Source organism: Micromonospora sp. NPDC048868 (genome assembly GCF_043198195.1).
GTDB classification, from domain to species: domain Bacteria; phylum Actinomycetota; class Actinomycetes; order Mycobacteriales; family Micromonosporaceae; genus Micromonospora; species Micromonospora reichwaldensis.
This window is the reverse complement of the sequence record NZ_JBICUN010000009.1, coordinates 153,025-175,047: the sequence shown is the minus strand read 5'-3', so window position 1 is coordinate 175,047 and position 22,023 is coordinate 153,025. Positions and strand designations below refer to the sequence as shown.

The 22,023-nt window shown below is 73.7% G+C and carries 17 protein-coding genes and 1 pseudogene; 7 read left to right on the top strand and 11 right to left on the bottom strand.

What is annotated here, in order from left to right:
• Window positions 1-100 precede the first annotated feature (100 nt).
• From ACGFNF_RS16930 to ACGFNF_RS16920, 3 genes are all read right to left on the bottom strand, one after another.
• On the bottom strand, window positions 101-2,455 hold the full coding sequence (locus ACGFNF_RS16930) for a sodium-translocating pyrophosphatase (protein ID WP_393168811.1): 2,355 nt from the start codon (window positions 2,453-2,455) through the stop codon (window positions 101-103).
• A 345-nt stretch (window positions 2,456-2,800) separates the two neighbouring features.
• Window positions 2,801-3,235: an ATP-binding protein gene (locus tag ACGFNF_RS16925; RefSeq protein ID WP_151453427.1), complete on the bottom strand. Its 435-nt coding sequence runs from the start codon at window positions 3,233-3,235 to the stop codon at window positions 2,801-2,803.
• A complete protein-coding gene (locus ACGFNF_RS16920; RefSeq protein WP_151453426.1) occupies window positions 3,235-3,591 on the bottom strand; it encodes an STAS domain-containing protein in 357 nt (118 codons plus the stop codon). The genes ACGFNF_RS16925 and ACGFNF_RS16920 overlap by 1 nt, the downstream gene beginning before the upstream one ends.
• 132 nt (window positions 3,592-3,723) lie before the next feature.
• Here ACGFNF_RS16920 and ACGFNF_RS16915 point away from each other — a divergent pair, with 132 nt between their 5' ends.
• The 3 genes from ACGFNF_RS16915 (at window position 3,724) to ACGFNF_RS16905 (ending at window position 7,662) form a co-directional block, all read left to right on the top strand.
• A complete protein-coding gene (locus tag ACGFNF_RS16915) occupies window positions 3,724-6,393 on the top strand; it encodes a DEAD/DEAH box helicase (protein ID WP_393168807.1) in 2,670 nt (889 codons plus the stop codon).
• 89 nt (window positions 6,394-6,482) lie between these two features.
• Window positions 6,483-6,689, top strand: a complete 207-nt coding sequence (locus ACGFNF_RS16910; RefSeq protein ID WP_357576742.1) for a hypothetical protein — start codon at window positions 6,483-6,485, stop codon at window positions 6,687-6,689.
• A 394-nt stretch (window positions 6,690-7,083) separates the two neighbouring features.
• A complete protein-coding gene (locus ACGFNF_RS16905; protein WP_393168805.1) occupies window positions 7,084-7,662 on the top strand; it encodes a hypothetical protein in 579 nt (192 codons plus the stop codon).
• Between the two features lie 167 nt (window positions 7,663-7,829).
• Here ACGFNF_RS16905 and ACGFNF_RS16900 read toward each other — a convergent pair whose 3' ends face one another.
• From ACGFNF_RS16900 to ssd, 7 genes and pseudogenes are all read right to left on the bottom strand, one after another.
• Window positions 7,830-8,231 (bottom strand): Rv3654c family TadE-like protein, encoded by a 402-nt coding sequence (locus ACGFNF_RS16900; RefSeq protein ID WP_393168972.1) that lies wholly within the window; start codon window positions 8,229-8,231, stop codon window positions 7,830-7,832.
• Between the two features lie 167 nt (window positions 8,232-8,398).
• Window positions 8,399-8,827, bottom strand: a complete 429-nt coding sequence (locus tag ACGFNF_RS16895) for a TadE family type IV pilus minor pilin (protein ID WP_357576739.1) — start codon at window positions 8,825-8,827, stop codon at window positions 8,399-8,401.
• Window positions 8,824-9,012, bottom strand: coding sequence for a DUF4244 domain-containing protein (locus tag ACGFNF_RS16890; RefSeq protein ID WP_357576738.1), 189 nt, complete (start codon window positions 9,010-9,012; stop codon window positions 8,824-8,826). The genes ACGFNF_RS16895 and ACGFNF_RS16890 overlap by 4 nt, the downstream gene beginning before the upstream one ends.
• Before the next feature lie 2 nt (window positions 9,013-9,014).
• Entirely contained in the window at window positions 9,015-9,746 is a 732-nt protein-coding gene (locus ACGFNF_RS16885) for a type II secretion system F family protein (protein ID WP_393168970.1), read from the bottom strand.
• A gap of 56 nt (window positions 9,747-9,802) precedes the next feature.
• Window positions 9,803-10,720, bottom strand: a pseudogene (locus ACGFNF_RS16880) (hypothetical protein); the annotation flags it as partial.
• A 479-nt stretch (window positions 10,721-11,199) separates the two neighbouring features.
• On the bottom strand, window positions 11,200-12,411 hold the full coding sequence (locus ACGFNF_RS16875) for a TadA family conjugal transfer-associated ATPase (RefSeq protein WP_393168802.1): 1,212 nt from the start codon (window positions 12,409-12,411) through the stop codon (window positions 11,200-11,202).
• Window positions 12,408-13,511: a septum site-determining protein Ssd gene (gene ssd, locus ACGFNF_RS16870; protein WP_393168800.1), complete on the bottom strand. Its 1,104-nt coding sequence runs from the start codon at window positions 13,509-13,511 to the stop codon at window positions 12,408-12,410. The genes ACGFNF_RS16875 and ssd overlap by 4 nt, the downstream gene beginning before the upstream one ends.
• A 244-nt stretch (window positions 13,512-13,755) precedes the next feature.
• Here ssd and ACGFNF_RS16865 point away from each other — a divergent pair, with 244 nt between their 5' ends.
• Window positions 13,756-14,136: a VOC family protein gene (locus tag ACGFNF_RS16865; RefSeq protein WP_393168798.1), complete on the top strand. Its 381-nt coding sequence runs from the start codon at window positions 13,756-13,758 to the stop codon at window positions 14,134-14,136.
• 569 nt (window positions 14,137-14,705) lie between these two features.
• Window positions 14,706-15,512, top strand: coding sequence for an HAD family phosphatase (locus ACGFNF_RS16860; protein ID WP_151454927.1), 807 nt, complete (start codon window positions 14,706-14,708; stop codon window positions 15,510-15,512).
• A 111-nt stretch (window positions 15,513-15,623) separates the two neighbouring features.
• Here the strand turns inward: ACGFNF_RS16860 and ACGFNF_RS16855 are convergent, their stop codons facing one another.
• On the bottom strand, window positions 15,624-16,370 hold the full coding sequence (locus ACGFNF_RS16855; RefSeq protein WP_311413667.1) for an oxidoreductase: 747 nt from the start codon (window positions 16,368-16,370) through the stop codon (window positions 15,624-15,626).
• A gap of 256 nt (window positions 16,371-16,626) precedes the next feature.
• On the opposite strand from ACGFNF_RS16855, the gene acs reads away from it, so the two are divergent.
• Together acs and ACGFNF_RS16845 are read left to right on the top strand one after the other, a co-directional pair.
• Complete coding sequence (gene acs, locus ACGFNF_RS16850; protein ID WP_393168794.1) at window positions 16,627-18,591, top strand: acetate--CoA ligase; 1,965 nt, start codon at window positions 16,627-16,629, stop codon at window positions 18,589-18,591.
• A gap of 266 nt (window positions 18,592-18,857) precedes the next feature.
• Window positions 18,858-21,650 carry an immune inhibitor A domain-containing protein gene (locus ACGFNF_RS16845; RefSeq protein WP_393168792.1) on the top strand — a complete coding sequence of 931 codons (2,793 nt, stop codon included), beginning with the start codon at window positions 18,858-18,860 and terminating at the stop codon, window positions 21,648-21,650.
• The last annotated feature ends 373 nt before the right edge of the window (window positions 21,651-22,023 follow it).

Sequence of the window (22,023 nt, the reverse complement as noted above, 5' to 3'; positions counted from 1 at the left end):
GGCCTCTGTCGAGTCCGGGCACCGGACAGGTTTGCCGGGTGGCACGGGCGGTCCCCGGCCGGCCGCGTGGGCCGACCGGGGACCTCCGATACCGGACGGATCAGGCGTTGACCGTCTCGGGCCGCTGGTCCGGGCTGCCCGCGCCCGTGCCGGAGTCGGCGTCGGACATGGCCACGCCCTTGCGCTTGCTGAACACCACCGCCGCGGCGATGATCAGCGTCGCCACCAGGGCGATCCCCACCCGCAGGGCGGTGTTCCGCTCGTCGCCCACGCTCCAGGCCACCACGGCCGGCGCGATCAGCAGCGAGACCAGGTTCATCACCTTGATCAGCGGGTTGATCGCCGGGCCGGCGGTGTCCTTGAACGGGTCGCCGACGGTGTCGCCGATGACCGTGGCGGAGTGCGACTCGGAGCCCTTGCCGCCGTACGCGCCGTCCTCGACGAGCTTCTTGGCGTTGTCCCAGGCGCCGCCGGAGTTGGACAGGAAGACCGCCATCAGCGTGCCGGCGCCGATCGCACCGGCCAGGTACGCCGCCAGCGCGCCCGGCCCGAGGCCGAAGCCCACCGCGATCGGCGCGAGGATGGCGAGCAGACCGGGGGTCATCAGCTCGCGCTGCGCGTCCCGGGTGCAGATGTCGACGACCTTGCCGTACTCGGGGCGCTGGGTGCCGTCCATGATGCCGGGCAGCTCGCGGAACTGCCGGCGTACCTCCATCACGACCGCGCCCGCCGAGCGGGAAACCGCGTTGATGGCCAGGCCGGAGAAGAGGAACACCACCGCCGCGCCGATGATCAGGCCGACCAGGTTGCGCGGGTTCGCCACGTTCAGCGAGTTGAGGATCTCGGTGCCGACGTCGCCCACGCCGGCGTCCGAGTACGCGGTGCGCAGCGTGTCGGTGTACGAGCCGAACAGCGCCGTCGCGGCGAGCACCGCCGTGGCGATCGCGATGCCCTTGGTGATCGCCTTGGTGGTGTTGCCGACCGCGTCGAGCTCGGTGAGCGTCCGGGCGCCGTGCTCGTCGATGTCACCGGACATCTCGGCGATGCCCTGGGCGTTGTCGGAGATCGGGCCGAAGGTGTCCATGGCGACGATCACGCCGACCGTGGTGAGCAGGCCGATGCCGGCCATCGCCACCGCGAACAGGGACAGCGTGATGGAGCTGCCGCCGAGCAGGAACGCGCCGAACACGCCGGCGCCGATGAGCAGCGCCGAGTAGACCGCCGACTCCAGGCCGATGCTGATGCCAGCCAGGATGACGGTGGCCGCGCCGGTCTGGGAGCTCTTGCCGATGTCCTGCACCGGGCGCCGGTTGGTCTCGGTGAAGTAGCCGGTAAGCGCCTGGATCGCCGCCGCCAGCACGATGCCGATGACGACCGCGCCGATGGCGACCACCCGCGGGTTCTCGCTGACGTCGGTCAGCCCGCCGTCCAGCTCGGCGAAGGTGGCCGGCAGGTACGCGTACGTGGCGATCGCCACCAGCACCGCGGAGAGCACCGCCGAGATGTAGAAGGCCCGGTTGATAGCGGTCAGGGCGTTGCGGTCGGAGGCGCGCAGCCGGGTGACGAAGACGCCGACGATCGCGATGAGCACGCCGATGGTGGAGACGATCAGCGGGAAGACCAGGCCCTGCTCGCCGAAGGCGGCGCGGCCGAGGATCAGCGCGGCGACCAGGGTGACCGCGTACGACTCGAAGAGGTCGGCGGCCATGCCGGCGCAGTCACCCACGTTGTCGCCCACGTTGTCGGCGATGGTGGCGGCGTTGCGCGGGTCGTCCTCGGGGATGCCCTGCTCGACCTTGCCGACCAGGTCGGCGCCGACGTCGGCGGCCTTGGTGAAGATGCCGCCGCCGACCCGCATGAACATGGCGAGCAGCGCGGCGCCGAAGCCGAAGCCCTCCAGCACTGTCGGCGCGTCGCTGCGGTAGAACAGCACGACCAGCGCGGCGCCGAAGAGGCCGAGGCCGACGGTGAGGAAGCCGACCACGCCACCGGTGCGGAAGGCGATCTTCATCGCGGCCTCCCGGCCGCCTTCGCGCTCCCGGGCGGCGGCGGCGACCCGCAGGTTGGCCCGGGTGGCCAGCCACATGCCGGCGCCGCCGATGAACGCGCTGAACAGCGCGCCCACGACGAAGAAGACGGACCGGCCGATCTTCACCGCCACTTCGCTGCCGTCGGTGCCGTGCACCGGCAGCAGGAAGAGCAGCACCACGGCGATGACCACGAAGATCGCCAGGGTCCGGAACTGCCGGAGCAGGTAGGCCGAGGCGCCCTCCTGGACCGCGCCGGAGATCTCCTGCATTTTGTTGGTGCCCTTGCCGGCGGCCAGTACGGCCTTCGTCAGCGCGCCGGCGAAGGCGAGCGCCACCAGCGCGATGACCGCGGCGATGACGACGTACGTGACGTTGTTTCCGGTGAGGGAGATCCCGCCGCCGTCGGCGGCCAAGGTGTCGGACATCTGTGTCCTCCTGTACCGAACGCTCGCGCCGGCCGGTGGAGACGCACCGACCCGGCGCCTGGATGCGGAGTCGCAAGCGCGCGCCACTCCACCCCGGTCGGACCAGCGATGAACAACCGTTCCCGCTGGCCGCGGGATGGATCACTTGCTGACAACTCGCGTACTCTAGCCCTCCACAGTGTTGGAGGTCACACCGAGGGGGCACCGCGCCGCGATGATCTTCGTCGCTGTGTTATGAGGAAAAATCTGATATAGGAGCCCATCCATGCCAAGGAGGCCGCGCCCCGGTGGGACACGGCCTCTCACGGCGTACGACGCCCTCGGCGAGGGCGGTGGAAGATCAGCTCACCGGCCGACGGGCCAGACCATCCGCACCTCGGTGCCGACGCCCTCGTCGACCGGGCGCACCTGGAGGTCCTCGACGAAACCGGCAAGCAGCGCGAAGCCCACGCCGGTGGTGAGGTCGTCCTCGTCGAGCGACTCGTTGGCGAGCTGGTCGGCGTTGAGCGCCGCCAGGCCGAGACCGGCCTCGATCGGCGCGCGGTCGACGACGCGCACCGCGTACGCGCCCGTGTCGGACATCTCGACGAGCACGGGCTCGGACACGCCGTACTGGCGGTGCAGGGCGACCGCGCGGGTGCACGCCTCGCCGATGGCCAGCCGTACCTCGTCCAGCAGCTCCTCGCGGACCCCGGCCCGCCGGGCGACCGCCACGCCGACCAGGCGCGCGGTGCGCACGTGCACCGGGGCCGGCGAGAAGGAGAGCTTGACCGTGGCCATCAGACGCCGGTGCCGGCCGGGTCGGTGCCGACCGCCGCGTCGACCGTGGGGTGCAGCGGGAAGACCTGGTCGAGGGCCGTGATCCGGAAGATCTTGAGCAGCGGCTCCTTGTCGCAGACCAGGGCGAACGAGCCACCGGCCGCGCGCAGCCGCTTGAGCGCGCCGACCAGCACGCCCAGCCCGGTGGAGTCGAGGAAGTCCACCCGACCCAGGTCGACCACCACGTGGCGGGCTCCACCGTCGATCAGCTCGAGGAGCCGCTCCCGTAGCCGGGGCGCGGTGTAGACGTCCACCTCACCGCCGACCTCGAGCACCGTGTGCTCGCCCACGGTGCGGGTCGCCAGCGACAGCTCCATCGGTCCTCCCTCGCAAGAGCCGTAAACTCTCCTGGGCATCTAACCATCCCCGCCGGAGACCGGCTCTGCTCACCGGCGGAGCCTCCCCTTACCCCGGCCCCCCGCTTTCCATCTCCGAACACCAGTGCGAGAGTGCAGGACGTGACCACCGACGGCTCCAGCTCGGCGCAGCCAGCGCCGCGCCACGACCTGAAGCCGTCGCCCGACCACTCCGGCCCGGCGTACCCGGCGCCCGCCGACCTGCTGGGCCGGCTGCGCGCCCGCGCCGGCGCCGACCCGGTCACCCACGTCGAGCGGGTGCCGGCACGGGCCGGCGAGCCCGCCCCGTGGCCGAACTGGGCACCGGAGGAACTGCGCGCGGCGTTCGCCCGGCGCGGCGTGGTCGCGCCCTGGCGGCACCAGGCGGAGGCGGCCACCCTGGCGTACGACGGCCGGCACGTCGTGGTGGCCACGGGCACCGCGTCCGGCAAGTCCCTGGCCTACCAGCTTCCCGCGCTGGCCACCCTGCTCGCCGACCCCCGGGCCACCGTGCTCTACCTGGCGCCGACGAAGGCGCTCGCCGCCGACCAGTTGCGCGCCGTCGCCGCGCTGGAGCTGGAGGGGGTACGCCCCGCCTGCTACGACGGCGACACCCCGCGCGCCGAACGGGAGTGGATCCGCAAGCACTCCCGGTTCGTGCTGACCAACCCGGACATGCTGCACCACGGCATCCTGCCCGGGCACGCCCAGTGGTCCGGTTTCCTGCGCCGGCTCACGTACGTGGTGATCGACGAGTGCCACACCTACCGGGGGGTCTTCGGCTCGCACGTCGCGCACGTGCTGCGCCGGCTGCGGCGGCAGTGCGCCCGGTTCCGCAGCACACCCGTCTTCGTACTGGCCTCGGCCACGTCCGGCGACCCGGCGACGGCGGCGGGCCGGCTCACCGGGGTGCCCGTGACCGCCGTCACCGAGGACACCTCGCCCCGCGGCGGGGTGACGTTCGCGCTCTGGGAGCCACCGCTGCTGCCCCGGGACTCCGCCGCCGACCAGCAGGCGGACCTCACCCAGGTCCGCCGGTCGGCGCTGCGGGAGACGGCCGACCTGCTCGCCGACACGGTCGCCGAGGGGGTACGCACGCTAGCCTTCGTGCGCTCCCGGCGCGGTGCCGAGGTGGTCGCGGCGAACGCCCGCCGGTCCCTCGACGAGGCGGTGCCCGGGCTCGGCGACCGGGTCGCCGCCTACCGGGCCGGCTACCTGCGCGAGGAGCGACGCGAACTGGAGCGGGCGCTGCTGCACGGCGACCTGCTCGGGCTGGCCTCGACCAACGCGCTGGAGCTGGGCGTCGACCTGGTCGGCCTCGACGCGGTGCTGATCTGCGGCTACCCGGGCACCCGCGCCTCCCTGTGGCAGCAGGCCGGCCGGGCGGGGCGCTCCGGGCAGGAGGCGCTCGCCGTGCTGGTCGCCCGGGACGACCCGCTCGACACCTATCTCGTGCACCATCCCGAGGCGGTGTTCGGGCGGCCGGTGGAGGCGACCGTGCTCGACCCGGCCAACCCGTACGTGCTGGCACCGCAGCTCGCCTGCGCCGCGGTCGAGGCGCCGCTGACCCCCGACGACCTGGCGCTCTTCGGCGACGGGGCGAAGGAGGCGGTGGACCAACTGGTGGCGGCGGGGGCGCTGCGACAGCGGCCGACCGGCTGGTACTGGCGGCACCGGGAGCGGCCGGAGGTGGACCTGCGCGGCGAGGGCGGCGCGCCGGTCTGCGTGGTCGAGGCGGCGACCGGGCGGCTGCTCGGCACCGTCGACGGCGGCTCCTCGCACTTCCTGCTCCACCCCGGCGCGGTCTACCTGCACCAGGGCGTCTCCCACGTGGTCGACTCGCTCGACCTGGCCGACGGGTGCGCGCTGGTGCACCCCGAGGAGCCGGACTGGTCCACCCACGCCCGCGACGTCACCTCGCTGTCGGTGGTGTCGGTCCGCTCGTACGTGGACGCCGGCCCCGTCGGGCTCTTCCTCGGCGAGGTCGACGTGACCAGCCAGGTGGTGTCGTACCAGCGGCGACGGATCGCCACCGGCGAGGTCATCGACACCCGCCCGCTGGACCTGCCGGCCCGGGAACTGCGTACCGTCGCGGTCTGGTTCACCCTGTCACCGCAGTCCCTGACGGCCGCCGGCGTGGAGCCCGCCGACGTGCCGGGCGCGCTGCACGCCGCCGAGCACGCCGCGATCGGCCTGCTGCCGCTCACCGCGACCTGCGACCGCTGGGACATCGGCGGACTGTCGACGGCGGCGCACCCGGACACCGAGGCCCCGACGGTCTTCGTCTACGACGGGCACCCGGGCGGGGCGGGCTTCGCCGAGCGCGCGTACGGGACGGCGGCGGCCTGGCTGCGGGCCACCCGCGACGCGATCGCGGAGTGCGGCTGCGAGGCGGGCTGCCCGTCCTGCGTGCAGTCCCCGAAGTGCGGCAACGGCAACAACCCGCTCTCCAAGCCGGACGCCGTCAAGGTGCTGGACGTGGTGCTCGCGAACCTGCCCGACGGCGTACCCGCACCCCGCCCATCCGGCGACTCGCCCGGCGTTCCGTCCGTCAGCTCGCCCGGCGGCTCTTCCGTCAGTTCGTCCGGCGGCGATGTCGCGGTTCCGGGGCGCCGTGCGGTTCGGGAGGCCGTGCTTCCGGGCGGCCCTACGGTCCCGGGGGAACGCGTCGCTCCCGACGACGCCGCCCCTGGCGGTCCCGGAGGTCCGGGCGGCGCCCCGCCCTCGGTGGTGGAGACCGGCTCGGGGGCCGCCCCCGTCCCGGGTGGTGGAAGGCAGGCATAGAAACCCTTCGCTCGGGGCAAACGAATACGTGGGAGCGCTTCCATCGCTGCTCGCGGACCCTTGCCGTGCTTCCCGTCGAAGGAGGAGTCGTGGCCGACACCATCGCCGAGACCGTCGACCTGCTCTACACGATCGACCAGGAGAAACTCACCCCTGACCAGCAGATCGCCCTGGCCACCGCGCTCGCCAGCCTGGCGCAGGCCGAGCGCCTGGAGCAGATCAACGAGCGGCTGCGCAGCATCCATCAGGTCCTGAACGCGTGGGCGCTCAAGGCCACGGTCGACGGAGGCCGGTGAACCCGCTCCGCACCGCACAGCACGGCCGCGGCGGTGCTCCGGTCGTGGCGGGGCTGCGGTCTCGTGGCGGGGCTGCGGTCGTGGCAGGGTCGCCGTCGCGGCAGGGGGTCGGGTCGCACAGGGTCCCGAGGTTGGCGGTAGTTGCCAATCCGGGAAGGAATCGTCCACGGCGGGCGCTGTCGTCGCGGGGTTGCCCGTCGGACGGCACCGCAGGGCCGGGACGGTAGCGGGTCGGGCAGCACGGGCAGGGTCCGGACGGGGTAGCGGGGGCCGGCGGGAACCGCCGCGTGCTGGCAGGACGGGCCGCGTAGCCTGCGGGAAGGGACGCGTGACCTGTCGGCGGCGGCACGGGTGAAGCTGTGCGACACTCCGGCGACCCCTCGAAGGAGAACCCATGCAACTCGAGAACCTGCAGGCCCAGCAGCAGTTCCACATCCGGCAACGGCTCCGGATGATGGTGAACCAGTACGAGGTCCACGCCGTGGCACCGGACGGCTCCGAAGGTGGCCTGCTGGCGTTCGCCCAGCAGAAGCGGCTCGCCTTCAAGGAGCAGGTGACGATCTACACCGACGACTCGAAGCAGCAGCCCCTGCTCGGGTTCAAGGCCCGCCAGCGCCTCGACATCGGCGCCACGTACGACGTGACCGACCACGCCGGCAACCCGATCGGCCTGTTCCGCAAGGACTTCGCCCAGTCCCTGCTGCGGTCCACCTGGCACGTGGAGCAGCCCGGCCTGCCGCAGGTCACCGGCCAGGAGCGCAGCATGCCGGTGGCGCTGCTGCGCCGGTTCGTCGACTCGCTGTCCTGGCTGCCCTACCACTTCGACTTCGTCGCCGGCGGTCAGCCGGTCTTCTCCGTCATCAAGCAGTGGGGCCTGCGCGACCGGTACGTCGTCCAGATCCACAGCCCGCAGGTCGACCGCCGCCTCGTGATCGCGATGGCCGTCGCCCTCGACGCCCTCCAGGGACGCTGATCCACCCGGGTCGGGGTGCCGACTTCCGTCGCCCCGGCCCGGTCGCGTCCGGCGCGAGTGCGTCACGTCTCCCGCAGTTCCCCCGGCACGGTGCCGCCTGCCGCTCAGCCACGGACCGGGCCCGCCGCTCAGCCACGGACCGGGGCCGGCACGGTGCCGCCCGCCGCTCAGCCACGGACCGGGCCGGCGCGGGCACTGGCCGCCGCGACCCGCGCCAGGCCGGGCAGCGGGGTGACGGCCACCTCTGCGGTCACCAGGACGTCGAGGCCGTCGAGTCGACAGGCGAGCAGCCGGCCACCGTTGGCGGCGGTGATCTCGGCAGCCCGGCCGCAGGCCGCCGGCTCGCCCAGGAGTGCCTCGCCGGCACCGGCCAGCGCGCCGAAGTCCGCCGCCACCCGGGCCTGCTGCCGGGCCGTCCGGGCCGCGCCGACGGCGGCACCGAACAACCCGACCATGACGAAAGCCAGCCCCACAGCGAGCAGGCAGACGGTCGCCCCACCACGCTCCCCCGTCCGCCCCGCCGCACTTCCCGGCGCTCCCGCCACGCTCCCCCTGCGCTGCCACCGCACTGCCACCGCGCCCTCACGCACCACCCTCGTGCTTCCCCGCACTCCCGCCGCGCTCTCACGGACTTCCACCCCGGCGGGGGTCGCGGGCCAGCCGGGCCAGCCGGGCCAGCCGGTCCCGTCGCCCTGCCGGTCAGGGTTCTGCCGGTCGCGGCGTGCAATCCGTCCCGTCACGGTCCTTCCTCCGCCGGCTCGACGCCCGGGGGCGCGGGCTCCGCGGCACCGGGCCCCACGGCGTCCGTCCCCACGACACCGGGTTCCACCGCCGCGACCGCCGTCGCCGTCACGGAGATCCGGGGCAGCCGGGAGCCGAGCGCGCGTACGGGCGCCCGAACGGTGGCGACGACCCGCTGACCGTCGACGGTGACGGTCACCTCCGCTCCCGGCGGTGCCGCCCCGCTGGCAGCGGCCGCCCCGTCGGCGCCCCGGGAGGCAGCCAGTGCCGCCTCCCGGGCCGCGTGCAGGCAACCCGCCCTCGTACCGACGGCGTTGACCGCCGACAGCCCGGCGAGCAGGAGCAGCAGGAGCGCCGGCAGGCCGGCCGCCAGTTCGGCGGTGAAGGAACCCCGGTCACGGCCGGCCGGCCGGCGCCCGGTCACTTGAGCGCCCGGTCGATGACGGCGGTCAACGCGGACTGCACGTTGCCGGAGGTCAGCACCTTCAGCAGGATCCCGGCGAAGGCGACCGCGGCGAGGGTGCCGACGGCGTACTCGGCGGTGTTCATTCCGGCGTCCCCGCGCAGGCGGGCGAGCAGTTTGCGCACGTTCCTGTCCTTTCTCGACATGGTCAGAGCACGTCACCGAGGACGGCGACGATCACCGGCACCAGGCCGGCGAGAATGAAGGCCGGCAGGAAGCAGAGCCCCAGCGGCAGGACGATGAGCACGCCGGCGCGGCGGGCGGCCGCCTCCGCGGCCGTGGAGCGGTCGGCGCGGAGGTCGTCGGCGAGTCGGGTCAGCGCGCCGGCCAGTGCGGCTCCGCTGTTCGCGCTGCGAAGCACGGCGGCGGTCAGCCGCTCGGCCCCCGGTACTGCCGCGAGCGGAGCCCACGCCTCCTCGGGGCCACCGCCGAGTCGCAGCAACCGGCCGACCCGGGCGAGCCGGTCGGCGAGCGGCCCGTCGAGCGCCCCGGCCACGGCCATGATCGACCTGTCCACGGGCGCTCCCGCCCGCATGGCCGCCGCCAGCAGGTCGGCGGCGAGCGGAAGATCGGCCGCCTCGCGCAGCCGCCGGTTCCGCACGGCCGGGGGCTCGATCCGACGAAGCAGCCGGTCGAGCAGCAGCGTCGTCGGCAGGGCCGCCACCGCCCCGGGCCAGCCGCCGACGATGACGGCCACGGCCACGCCGGCCAGACCGGCGGCGACGCGGATGGCGTCCGGCCGCCGCCGAGGCGGGACGTCATCGGTCGGGTCGTCGTCGGGACCGACCGGTCGGCGGAGCGAGGCGGCCGGGTGCACACCGACCGGCGCCCGGCGCAGCGCGCGCAGCCGGCGCAGGGGCCGCCGGCCTGCCGCCAGCATCGTGACGAGCAGGATCGCCGCCGCCACGAAGCCCACTGCCAGCGCCATCCGGGGCATCAGCTCACCCGTCCCGGCGACGCGCCGAGCCGCTCGGCCCAGAACAGTCCCGCGACCTGGAGCGCGATGGCGACGACCGCGCACGCCCCACCGACGGGGGTGTGCAGCAGCACCGCCACGGGATCGACGCCGATGCCGTAGCCGAGCCCGATGCCGCCGAGCGGCAGGGCGGCGAGCAGCAGAGCGGTGGCCCGTGCCCCGGCCGCCTGGGCCTCCGCCGCAGCCAATCCACGGTCGGCCGAGCGGGCGTCCGCCTCGATCCGCTCCAGCAGCTCCGCCAGCGGCGCGCCCGTCTGGTCGGCGAGGCGTACGGCCGCGCGGGCCAGTCGATCCAGGCGCCGTGCCCCGCCCCGCTCGTCGCGGGCCGCCGCGTCGCCGCCCGGGGATCCGCGATCGGTTTCCGCCGGGCCGGGGGTGAGCCGCTCGGCGGCGACCGGTACCGGCAGGCCGGCCCGGAGGTCCGCGGCCAGCCCGCAGAGCTGGTCCAGCCGGTGCCGCCGGGCCCGGACGGCGTTCCGGCCGTCCTTGCGTCGGAGCAGCGCGCGAGCGGCCAGCGTGCCGTAGGCGCCGACGGCCACCGCCGCGACCGGACCGCCCAGCAGCAGCCCGGCTCCGACGCCGGCCGACGCGGCGAGCAGCAGGGTGCGCCTGGGGGACGCCGCCAGCGCGTCCGGCCGGAGCCACCCCGGTCGCCGGCCCTCGCCGGGCGGATCGGTCACCGCGCCGGGCCGGCGCGGCGGGGTAGCCGCCGGCGCGGGCGTGCCGCCGGGTCGCCGGGCGTCCCGCCGACCGGGTGGCCGGGCCCGACCGGGGTCTCCGCCACCGCGCGGCGCGTCCCGGTAGGCGAGGTGGCGCTCGGGTCGGGTCGGGCCCGCGGGTCGCGTCAGCCGAGGATCGCCGTCCCCGCCTCGCCCAGCGTCACGGTCGTCTTCCGCCGCCCAGGGCCAGGGCGACCGGTCGGCCACGTCCCGCGACGCCCACCGATCCCCGCCGAACGCCTCGGCGGTCGGGTGGTCGTCAAGGCGCAGGTCAAGGTCGGTGGCCGGGGCCTCCAGCTCGCGCCCACTTCCGGGGGTGCCGCTGGCCGGGACGTTCGGGCCTGCCGGCGGCTGCCGGCGGCGAACCCGGGACTCGTCGCGCGGGTCGCGACGATCGACGGTCCGCGGGCGAGGAACCCCCTCGCCGCCGCGCGCCGCCGCACCGTCCACGTCCCGACCGGGTGTCTGGCGCAGCTCGGTGACCCATGCGACGAGCGGGTCCTCCCCGCCGGCACGCGCGCTCCCGCCGACGCCGGCGGCCAGCACGCCCCGCCGGATCCGGCCACCACGCACCGCCCGGGCCACCAGCACCGCCGTCACCAGGACCGAGAGCAGCGCCACCAGCGCGTACGGGGCGGTCACCTCGATCCCGCCGATCCGGGCCACGGCTCGGTCAGGACCGGCGGAACCGGTACGGCACGCTCCCGCAGCAGGTCGGCGAGCGCCCGGGCGGCGCGGTCCGGCCCTCGCCCGCGTACCCAGGCGGGAACTGCCGTGACCAGCCTGTCCGGGCCCTCCGGCAGGAGCAGGCAGACCGATTCCAGTACGCGCCCCTCGGTGTTCCGGCGCACCTGGAGCAGTACCTGGAGTGCGGCGGCCACCTGGGCGTGGAGCGCGGGACGGGGCAGCCCGCCGAGCATCCCGAGGGCCTCCAGCCGCGCCGGCACGTCCGACGGGGCGTTGGCGTGCAGGGTGCCGGCTCCGCCGTCGTGGCCGGTGTTCAGGGCGGCGAGCAGGTCGACCACCTCCCCGCCCCGGCACTCGCCGACCACCAGTCGGTCGGGCCGCATCCGCAGGGCCTGCCGGACGAGGTCGGTCAGACCGACCGCGCCGGAGCCCTCCACGTTGGCCGTCCTCGCCTGCAACCCGACGACGTGCGGGTGCCGGGGATGCAGCTCGGCCGCGTCCTCCACCAGCACGATCCGTTCGGTGGCGGGGACCAGCCCGAGCAGCGTGTTCAGCAAGGTCGTCTTGCCGGAGCCGGTGCCGCCGGTCACCAGGTACGCCAGCCGGGCCGCCACCACTGCGGAGAGCACCGGCGCCACCGGTCGGGGCACCGTCCCCCGGCTCACCAGCTCGTCGAGGGTGAAGGGCCGCTGCCGGAAGGTCCGCAGGGACAGGTAGGGCCCGTCGGTCGCCACCGGCGGCAGCACGGCGTGCAGGCGGGTGCCGTCGGGAAGCCGGGCGTCCGCGTACGGGGAACCGTCGTCGAGCCGCCGACCGGCGCTGGCGGCGAGCCGCTGCGCGAGCCGGCGTACGTCGTCCACCGTGCCGATCGGCACCGCGACCTGGTGCAGGCCCCGCCCCCGGTCGACCCAGACCCGGACGCCGTTGACCAGCACGTCGGTGACCTCCGGATCGGCCAGCAACGGGGCGAGCGGACCGGCTCCCACCAGATCGTCGTGCACCTGGTCGGCCATCCGCAGCACGGCGGTGTCGCCGAGGACGGCGGCGGTGGGCTCCGCCCGTACGGCAGAAACGATCGCGGCGGCGGTGACCGGCGTCGCCGCGGCGGCCATGCGCTGTCGCACCCGGGCGGCGAGGCTGTCGCCCTCGGACGGCCCGGTCATGCCGCACCCGCCGCCGGCGCGCCCGTCAGTTCGGCGACGATCCGCTGGCAGAGCGCCGCCAGCGGGCCTCGGCCGTGCGCGGCCGGCGCCTCGCCCCGCTCCAACCCGCGCGTCAGCGCCGGTTCCGGGCGCAGCGTGCCGGCCAGCGGCAGCCCGAGCGCCCGGGCCACCTCGGCCGCTCCCAGGCGGCCCGGTGCCGGACCGCGCACGATCACCGACATCGCGGTGCAGTGCGGGGCGGCGGCGGCCACCACCCGGGCCGCCGCGGCGGTGGCCCGCAGCTCGGCCGGGACCACCACGTAGACCTGGTCCGCCGCCTGCAGCGCGGTCACGGCCGCGTCGTCCAGCTGCCGGGGCAGATCGACCACCACGAGGTCCCGACCCCGCCGGGCGGCGTCGACGGTCGCCGCCATCGCCTGGGCGGGGAGGGCGAGCAGATCGCCCCGGTCCCAGGAGAGCACCACCAGGTCGCCCCGGCTCGGCAGGGCCCGTACCAGCGCCGGCGCGTCCACCCGGCCGTCGGCGCCGGTCAGCGCCGGCCAGCGCAGCCCTTCCAGCTGCTCCCAGCCGAGCACCAGGTCGAGCCCGCCGCCGAGCGGGTCGGCGTCGACGAGCAGGGTCCGCAGCCGGGCCCGGGCGCCGGTGACGGCGAGCCCGCCCGCCAGGATGCTCGCCCCGGCGCCGCCCCGCCCGCCCAGGACCGCGACGATCCGGGCGCCGCCTCGCTCGACGCCCTCCGGCCCGCACTCGGCGAACCGGTCGACCAGCCAGGGCTCGGCGGCGGGCAGCGTCGCCACGTGCTCCGCGCCGATCAGCTCGGCGACCTGCCAGCCGGGATCGAGCTCCCCGGACCGCCCGACCAGCACCATCCGTGGCCGCTGCGGCAGCCGCGCCCGCAGGCAGGGCTGGGCCTGGTCGGCGCCGACCAGCACGAGCGGGGCCGGCAGCCAGCGGGTGCGGGCCGCAGCGGGGTCGGCGGCGAGTTCCACCTCGACTCCGCCCGCTGCGGCGAGCCGCAGCAGGTCGTCGAGCAGGTCGCCGTCCGAGGTGACGAGCAGCGGCCGGGGCCGGTGCGGCGGGACGGAGGTACGGGGTGGCATCGCGGCCTCCAGCGGTCGGGCTCGGGGTTGCTGACCCGTGACCCTGCTCCGACGCCACCCCGAACGCCGCCCCGTCCCCACAGCCTGTGGACAACCGCGCGCCCTGTGGACAACGCCCACCGGACGAGTCGATCTGCTATGGCCCCCGACGGGTCGCAGCGCCTTCCAGCTCCCGAAACACTCCGCCTACCGCCGGGGCGTCGCGGGCGCCCGACGGGCCGTACAAATCGATAGCCTGCGCTGCATGCATCGCAGTCGTGTGTACGCCATCCTGATCGACGCCCCTCGTGCGGAGGCGGCCCGGGCGGCGGCCTTCTGGTCGGGAGCCCTGGGCGTCACAGCCGAGCCCGACCCGTCGTACCCGCAGTTCATCGGCCTGCACGACGCCCTGCCCGGGCTCGTCACCGCCGTGCAGGAGGTCGACGACGAGCCCCGATTCCACCTCGACTTCGAGACCGACGACGTCGAGGCCGAGACGGCTCGCCTGGTCGCCCTCGGTGCCACGCGGGTCGCGCAGTGGCAGGAGTGCCAGGTGCTGCGCGTACCCGGTGGACATCTGGTCTGCGTGCTGCCGGTGGAGAGCCGGCCGGAGGTCTTCGACGCCGAGGCCAGAACCTGGCCGTGACACCTGTGCCAGCACGCCGAGAGCGACCCGGGCGAGCCGGATCGGTCGGCGCGGCGAGCAGGCGACGGATCGACGTCAACGACACTCAATCGTTATGAGCACGTCCCGGATGGCTCCACTGCCCAACCCACGGCCCCGTCGGCGGCTTCGTCGCCTCCGGCCCTAACCTGGCCCTCGGACAAGTGGACTCAGCGGTGGTCGAGACGGCCTGTGACCTGTGTAGAAGCGCTCCCGCCGGAAAGGGACGACCCCCGTCGGGGGGAGACGGGGGTCGTCGAAGGTTCGGCTCCGGGGGGGTCGAGCCGAACCCACTCAGCGGTCACGGGGGGTGCAACCGCCGAGGGTCTGCCTGTCGTACGAGATGTGAACACTCGTCGCATCAGCAAGTCTGCCTGAGCGGACCTGTATACGTCGAGTGGTGTCTCCTCCACTCCGTGCGAAATAATGTTCGCAGAGTGTGACCATCATCACGATGGGCGAGGGTGGCGGAGGGTCGGCCCGCAGGTCCGAGGGGTCGCCGGGCCCCGGGCACCCGCCGACCATAGACCATCCGGCTAGACTTTCGCGCCGTGGGCCGAAGTGCCGCTTTCTTCGATCTGGACAAGACCGTCATCGCCAAGTCGAGCGCCCTGGCGTTCGGTCGGCCGTTCTACCGGGACGGCCTGATCACCCGGCGTGACGTGGTCAAGTCGGCGTACGCCCAGCTGATGTTCCGGCTGGGCGGCACCGACGCGCAGACCATGGCCAGGACCAGGGACTACCTCGCCGCGCTCTGCAAGGGCTGGCAGGTGGAACAGGTCCGCCAGATCGTCGCGGAGACGCTGCACGAGCTGATCAACCCTTACGTGTACGCCGAGGCCGCCGCCCTGATCGAGCAGCACCAGGCCGCCGGCCGGGACGTCGTCCTGGTCTCCGCCTCCGGCGAGGAGATGGTCCGCCCGATCGGCGTGCTGCTCGGGATCACCGACGTGATCGCCACCCGGATGGGCGTGGTCGACGGCCGCTACAGCGGCGAGGTCGAGTTCTACGCGGCCGGATCGAGCAAGGTCGACGCGGTCGGCGAGCTGGCCGCCGAGCGCGGCTACGACCTGGCCGACTCGTACGCCTACTCCGACTCGTACAGCGATCGGCCGCTGCTGGAGTGCGTCGGACATCCCTCGGTGGTCAACCCGGACCGGCAGCTGCGCCGGCTCGCGGTCGAGAACTCCTGGCCGGTGCTGGAGTTCCGGCACCCGATCCCGCTGGGGCGGCGGCTGCGCGAGCGCCCGGCCGTCCCGGTCGCCGCCGCGGCGCTGGGCGTTGGCGTCGGCGTGGCCATCGGCATCGCCTGGTACGGCCGGCACCGCCGCACCCGCACCGCCCCCGCACCCGCCTGAGCCCACCCGCCCGCGAGCCGCACCCGCACCGCCCCCGCCTGAGACACGCGGCCGGCACCCGCTCGGCCCGGCGACCGCGCGCAACCCGTGGAGGGGCCGGCGCAGGCCAGCTCAGGCCGCCGCGAGGACCTCGTCGCCGATGGTGGTGAGCTGGTCCGCGCCGACCTCCACCGCCGCCATGTAGTGGCGCAGCCAGGAGCGCAGCCCGTCCGGGGTGCCGGTGGCGAAGGCGCCGGCCGAGCCGACGTACTCCGGTTCGCGCTCGTGGTGGCCGACGTCCACGGCGAGCAGGCCGCGCGGGTCCAGCCCGCTGGACAGCAGCACCAGGCGGGCGGCGCCCCGGGCCACCACGCCGGACGGCCCGGCGAAGGGGCGCAGGTTCAGCAGCTCGCCGTGCACGACGGCGGCCAGCACCAGCGGCGAGACCTTCGTGCCGCCGGCGACGAGCCCCGCCAGCCCGTCCAGCCGGGCGGCGACGACCGGGTCGGCCACCGGACGGCCCAGCTCGGCCTCACCGACGACGTCGCGGGCGGCGAGCACGTGCAGCCTGGCCAGCGCCTGCCGGGGCGCCTTCGGCCAGAGCTCGGACAGCCCCGGCAGCGCCCCGGCGACCCGCAGCGCGCCCTGCACCACCGGCTCGGTCACCGTCCCGGCGCGGACCGCCTCGCGCTCGCGGGCGTACCCCTCAAGGGCGGCGCTGGCCACCGCGGACCGGAGGCTGACCTCGGCCGCGACCTGGCCGCCGTGCCGGCGCAGCGCGCGGTGCCCCAGGGCCTGGTCGAACCGCTCGCGGGCCCGCTCCACGGCGGGGGCGACGTCGGCGAGCGCGAGCAGCGGGGCGAGCGGGTCAGCGGTCACCCCGTCACGCTATCGACTGCCCGGCGCGCCCCGCCGACGAGCCGCCCGGAAGCGACAGGTGCCACCCCCGCGAGCGTCCGGCCGGCGAGCCTGCCCGGACAAATGGCGCCGAGGCGACGGCCCGCGTCGCCGTCCGGCGCGCGGTGGGGGCCGCTCGGCGCGTGTCGGCCGGACCGGCGGTCGCCCGTGCCGGCGGCCCCGACTAACCTCGTGCCCTAGAGAGACGCAGGTCACCCGAGCGACGAGGGAGTACGGCATGAGCGAGGCATTGGCCAATCTGCTGAACGAGACGCGCCAGTTCCCGCCGCCAGCCGAACTCGCCGCGAACGCCAACGTCACCGCCGACGCGTACGCGGACGCGGACGCCGACCGGTTGGCGTTCTGGGAGCGGCAGGCCGGGCGGCTCACCTGGGCGCGGCAGTGGGACCAGGTGCTCGACTGGTCGAAGCCGCCGTTCGCGAGGTGGTTCGTCGGCGGGCAGCTCAACGTGGCGTACAACTGCCTGGACCGGCACGTCGAGGCCGGGCTGGGCGACAAGGTCGCGATCCACTGGGAGGGCGAGCCGGGCGACACCCGGACCATCACGTACGCCGACCTGCACCGGCTGACCTGTCAGGCGGCGAACGCGCTCACCGACCTGGGCGTCACCGCCGGCGACCGGGTGGCGATCTACCTGCCGATGGTGCCGGAGGCGGCGGTCGCGATGCTGGCCTGCGCGCGGATCGGCGCCACGCACAGCGTGGTCTTCGGCGGCTTCTCGGCCGACGCGCTGACCAACCGGATCCAGGACGCCAGCGCGAAGGTGGTGATCACCGCCGACGGCGGCTACCGCCGGGGCAAGCCGTCGGCGCTGAAGCCGACCGTGGACGAGGCGGTGGCGAACTGCCCGTCGGTCGAGCACGTGCTGGTGGTGCGCCGCACCGGCGAGGAGGTGGCCTGGTCGGGCAAGGACCGCTGGTGGCACGAGACGGTGGAGACCGCCCCGGCCGAGCACGCCGCGCAGCCGTTCGACGCCGAGCACCCGCTGTTCATCCTCTACACCAGCGGCACCACGGCCCGCCCGAAGGGCATCCTGCACACCACCGGCGGCTACCTGACCCAGACGTCGTACACGCAGCACGCGGTCTTCGACCTGAAGCCGGAGACCGACGTCTACTGGTGCACCGCCGACATCGGCTGGGTGACGGGGCACTCCTACATCGTCTACGGCCCGCTCTCCAACGGCGCCACCCAGGTCATGTACGAGGGCACCCCGGACACCCCGCACAAGGGCCGGTTCTGGGAGATCGTCGACAAGTACAAGGTCAGCATCCTCTACACCGCCCCGACGCTCATCCGCACGATGATGAAGTGGGGCGAGGACATCCCGGCCGGTTACGACCTGTCCTCGCTGCGGCTGCTGGGCAGCGTGGGTGAGCCGATCAACCCCGAGGCGTGGATGTGGTACCGGCAGCACGTCGGCGGGGGTGAGCTGCCCATCGTGGACACCTGGTGGCAGACCGAGACCGGGGCGATCATGATCTCGCCGCTGCCGGGCGTGACGGCGACCAAGCCCGGCTCCGCGATGACGCCGCTGCCCGGGATCGTCGCCGACGTGGTCGACGACCAGGGCCAGTCGGTGCCGAACGGCGGCGGTGGCTACCTGGTGCTGCGCGAGCCGTGGCCGTCGATGCTGCGCACCATCTGGGGCGACGACGACCGGTTCATCGAGACGTACTGGTCGCGCTTCGAGGGCATGTACTTCGCCGGGGACGGGGCGAAGAAGGACGACGACGGGCACATCTGGCTGCTGGGCCGCGTCGACGACGTGATGCTGGTGTCCGGGCACAACATCTCCACCACCGAGGTGGAGTCGGCGCTGGTCTCCCACCCGTCGGTGGCCGAGGCGGCGGTGGTCGGCGCGACCGACCCGACCACCGGGCAGGCCATCGTCGCGTTCGCCATCCCGCGCGGCACCACGGACACGGCGGGCGAGGCCGGCGAGAAGCTCATCGCCGAGCTGCGCAACCACGTGGCGAAGACGCTCGGCCCGATCGCCAAGCCCCGGCAGATCATGCTGGTGCCGGAGCTGCCGAAGACCCGCTCCGGCAAGATCATGCGCCGGCTGCTGCGCGACGTGGCGGAGAACCGCTCGCTCGGCGACGTCACCACGCTCCAGGACTCGTCCGTGATGGACCTGATCTCGTCCGGCATGGGCGGCGGCAAGTCCGACGAGGACTGACGCAGGCGTACGCCCAGATGGGTGGCGGTCCCTCGCGGACCGTCACCCATCGTCGTTTCTTACGGGTGTGCGACCGGCCGGATGCGTGCTGTCACATCGGTCGGTTGGGTGAGCCGAGTGAAGCTGAACGGTCACAGGGAGAGGTCGACCCCTGTCGTTCCCCTGTTTTCTGTTCTAGGTTCACGCTCGTCGGGTCGGTTCGATGGATGTCGCATCGATGGAGACCGACCGGCTCCCTCCTCCCCATGCCCGAGAAACGGAGCGGCATGAACAGAAATCCGCAATCCGGGTCGCGTCGACGCCTGCTCGTCGCGCTGCCCGCCATCGCCCTCGCCGCCTCGTCACTGACCGTGACCGGTGGCGCGGCGGCGGCGGAGCCCGGCCCCGCCCGAGCCACGATCGGGGCGGACGAGCACTACATCAACTACGCCGAGCCCGCCGTCCAGCCGGACAGCAGCGGCCGCGAGGTCAAGGGCAAGGGCGGCGTCTACGCCCCGGCGGTCGAAGAGGCGCGCGCCTACGACCGCAAGTACGCCCGCGGCAACCCGGTCGCCGCCGGGCAGCTCGCGAGGCACGAGGCCAAGTCGATCATGACGGGCAAGAGCCCGCGCCAGATCAAGAAGGCCCCGAGCACCCAGACCGCCAAGCTGCTGACCCTGCTGGTGGAGTTCAACGACCAGGCCAACGACGACTTCACCGGCGTCATGGTCCCCAGGACGGTCTTCGAGGACCGGACCTGCGTCCCCGGCACCGTGCAGAACGGGCCGAAGCACAACAAGATCCCGAACCCGGCGAACCTGCCCCACGAGGACAACAACTCGATGTGGGTGCCGGACTTCTCGCCCACCCACTACGACAAGATGCTCTATTCCAAGAAGGGCATCACCGAGCGGGTCCGCAAGGACCTGAAGGGCCCCGACGGCAGGCAGGGCATCGACCTGACCGGCCGCACGATGCACAACATGTACCTGGAGATGTCCAAGGGCGCGTACACGGTCGACGGGCAGGCCAGCCCGTGGATCACCGTGCCGCACTCCGAGGGCTGGTACGCGGCCTCGCGCTGCTTCCAGGACGAGAACGGCAACTGGGTCCCCGGCCGCCAGCAGTCGATGAACGGCCACCCGGACAACCCGCAGGGCGCGGGCCGGCTCGCCACCGACGCGATCGGCGCCCTCGCGCAGGCGGACCCGAACTTCCCGTGGGCCGACTACGACATCGAGGACCAGGGCGACCGCGACGGTGACGGCAACCTCTTCGAGCCGGACGGCGTGATCGACCACCTGGTGCTGGTGCACGCCGGGCAGGGCAAGTCCCGCGGCGGCGGTGCCGAGGGTACGTACGCCGTCTGGGCGCACTCGTCGACGGTGACCGGCGGCTACACCATCCCCGGCACCAACCTCCAGGTCTCGAACTACATCGTGCAGCCGGAGGACGCCGGCGTCGGCGTCTTCGCCCACGAGTTCGGCCACGACCTGGGCCTGCCGGACCTCTACGACACCTCCGGCAACGCCGACTCCGACGTCGACTTCTGGGACCTGATGGCCTCGGGCTCGCACTCGGGCGAGATCTTCCAGGCGCTGCCGACGCACATGGGCCTGTGGGACAAGTGGGTGCTCGGCTGGGCCGACCCGCTGACTCTCGCGCCCGGCTCGAACCCGCGTGCCGTCCAGCTCGGCCAGACCTCGCGGACCCCGCGCGGCACCGAGGACGGCATCAAGGTCGACCTGCCGGACAAGGTGATCACGCTGGCGACGCCGCACAGCGGCGCGAACATGTGGTACTCGGGCGCCGACCAGGACTGGGCGGACGTCAAGATCAGCCGCCAGGTGGCCGTGCCGGCGGCGGCCGACGCGAAGTTCTGGATGTGGAACAACTTCGTCATCGAGGCCGACTGGGACTTCGGTTTCGTCGAGCTCTCCACCGACGGCGGCGCCACCTGGACCGAGCAGAAGGTCTACGACGCGGCCGGCAACCTCGTCACCACGAACGACGGCTACGCCGACCCGAACGGTCGGATGGTGGACTTCGGCAACAAGAAGTACGGCCTGACCGGTGACACGCACGGCTGGCGGCACGACTACGTCGACCTGTCGGCGTACGCCGGGCAGACCGTGCAGGTCCGGCTCCGCTACGCCACGGACGAGGCGTTCGCGGAGCGCGGCTGGTTCGCCGACGACTTCTCGGTGACCGGCGGCGGCGCCACCACGTGGAGCGACGACGTCGAGGGCGGGGCCAACGGCTGGACGGCGACGGGCGGCAGCTTCGTCGACACCACCGGCCAGGGCTGGCACATCGACACCGGCACCTCGACCCAGGCGCACTACTACCTGGCCGAGTGGCGCAACTTCGACGGCTTCGACAAGGGCCTCAAGTACACCTACGACACGATCTACTCGCGCGACGCGTGGAAGGTCGACCGGGTCTCCTACAACGCCCCGGGCATGCTGGTCTGGTACCGGGACACGGAGCGGGGCGACGTCAACCACACCACGGCGCAGATGACCGCGCTGCCCAGCTACGGCGCCAAGGGCGGTCTGCTGATCGTCGACTCGCACTTCGACCCGTACCGCCGCAAGGGCGAGGCGGCCGTGAAGGACCCGTCGGTGCTGGACAACCTGCCCAGCCGCCCGCAGTCCGCGAACGCGGCCTTCTCGCTGAAGCCCACGTACCCGTTCAAGGAGTGCCTGGAGGCGGCGGACGAGCCGTACAGCGAGTACTGCACGAGCTTCGGTCCGCAGGCGCCGGTGAAGGGCTTCACCGACGCGAAGACCTGGTACCCGGGCATCGAGATGCGTGACGGCTCGCCGTACGCGCGGGACAACGACGCCTCCGTGGTCATCCCGTCGAAGGGCAACGCGCCGTACACGACCCGGGTCACCAACCCGGACGGTACGCCGGCGACGTCCTACTACGGGGTCACCCTGGGTGGCGGCGCCATCGTGCTGGGCACCGGGAACCCCGGTGACCAGGGGGTGTCCTACGGCGTGACCATCACCATCAAGCGCACCGCCCGGGACAACTCGTACGCCACGGTGTACGTCACCCCCGCGAGGAACTGACCGAGGGTAGGCCGAGCGGAAGAACGGGCGGGGCCCGTCCGGAGAGCACCCGTGCTCCCCGGGCGGGCCCCGCCGCCTGTACACGTCGCCGACGGTCGTAAAGGCCCGACGGACCACCCGTGGGACGGCCGACGGGCCCGCCGCCGCCCCGCATTTCCGTTACGCGATCACGCTTATCGAAAACCGTCTCTTTGTCCCCAGGTGGGGCCGTTCGCCCTGCTCACCGTGTTGGTGAACGGCCGGGATGTGACGGTGAAAAGCATTCCCAACAAAACTTTGCAACAAATCGACGCACACATCTTCCCACCGGTCACACGAGTGTCTATGTTCACCATTGGTCCCACTAGTGGGATCGGTAGCACCGGCCCGTACC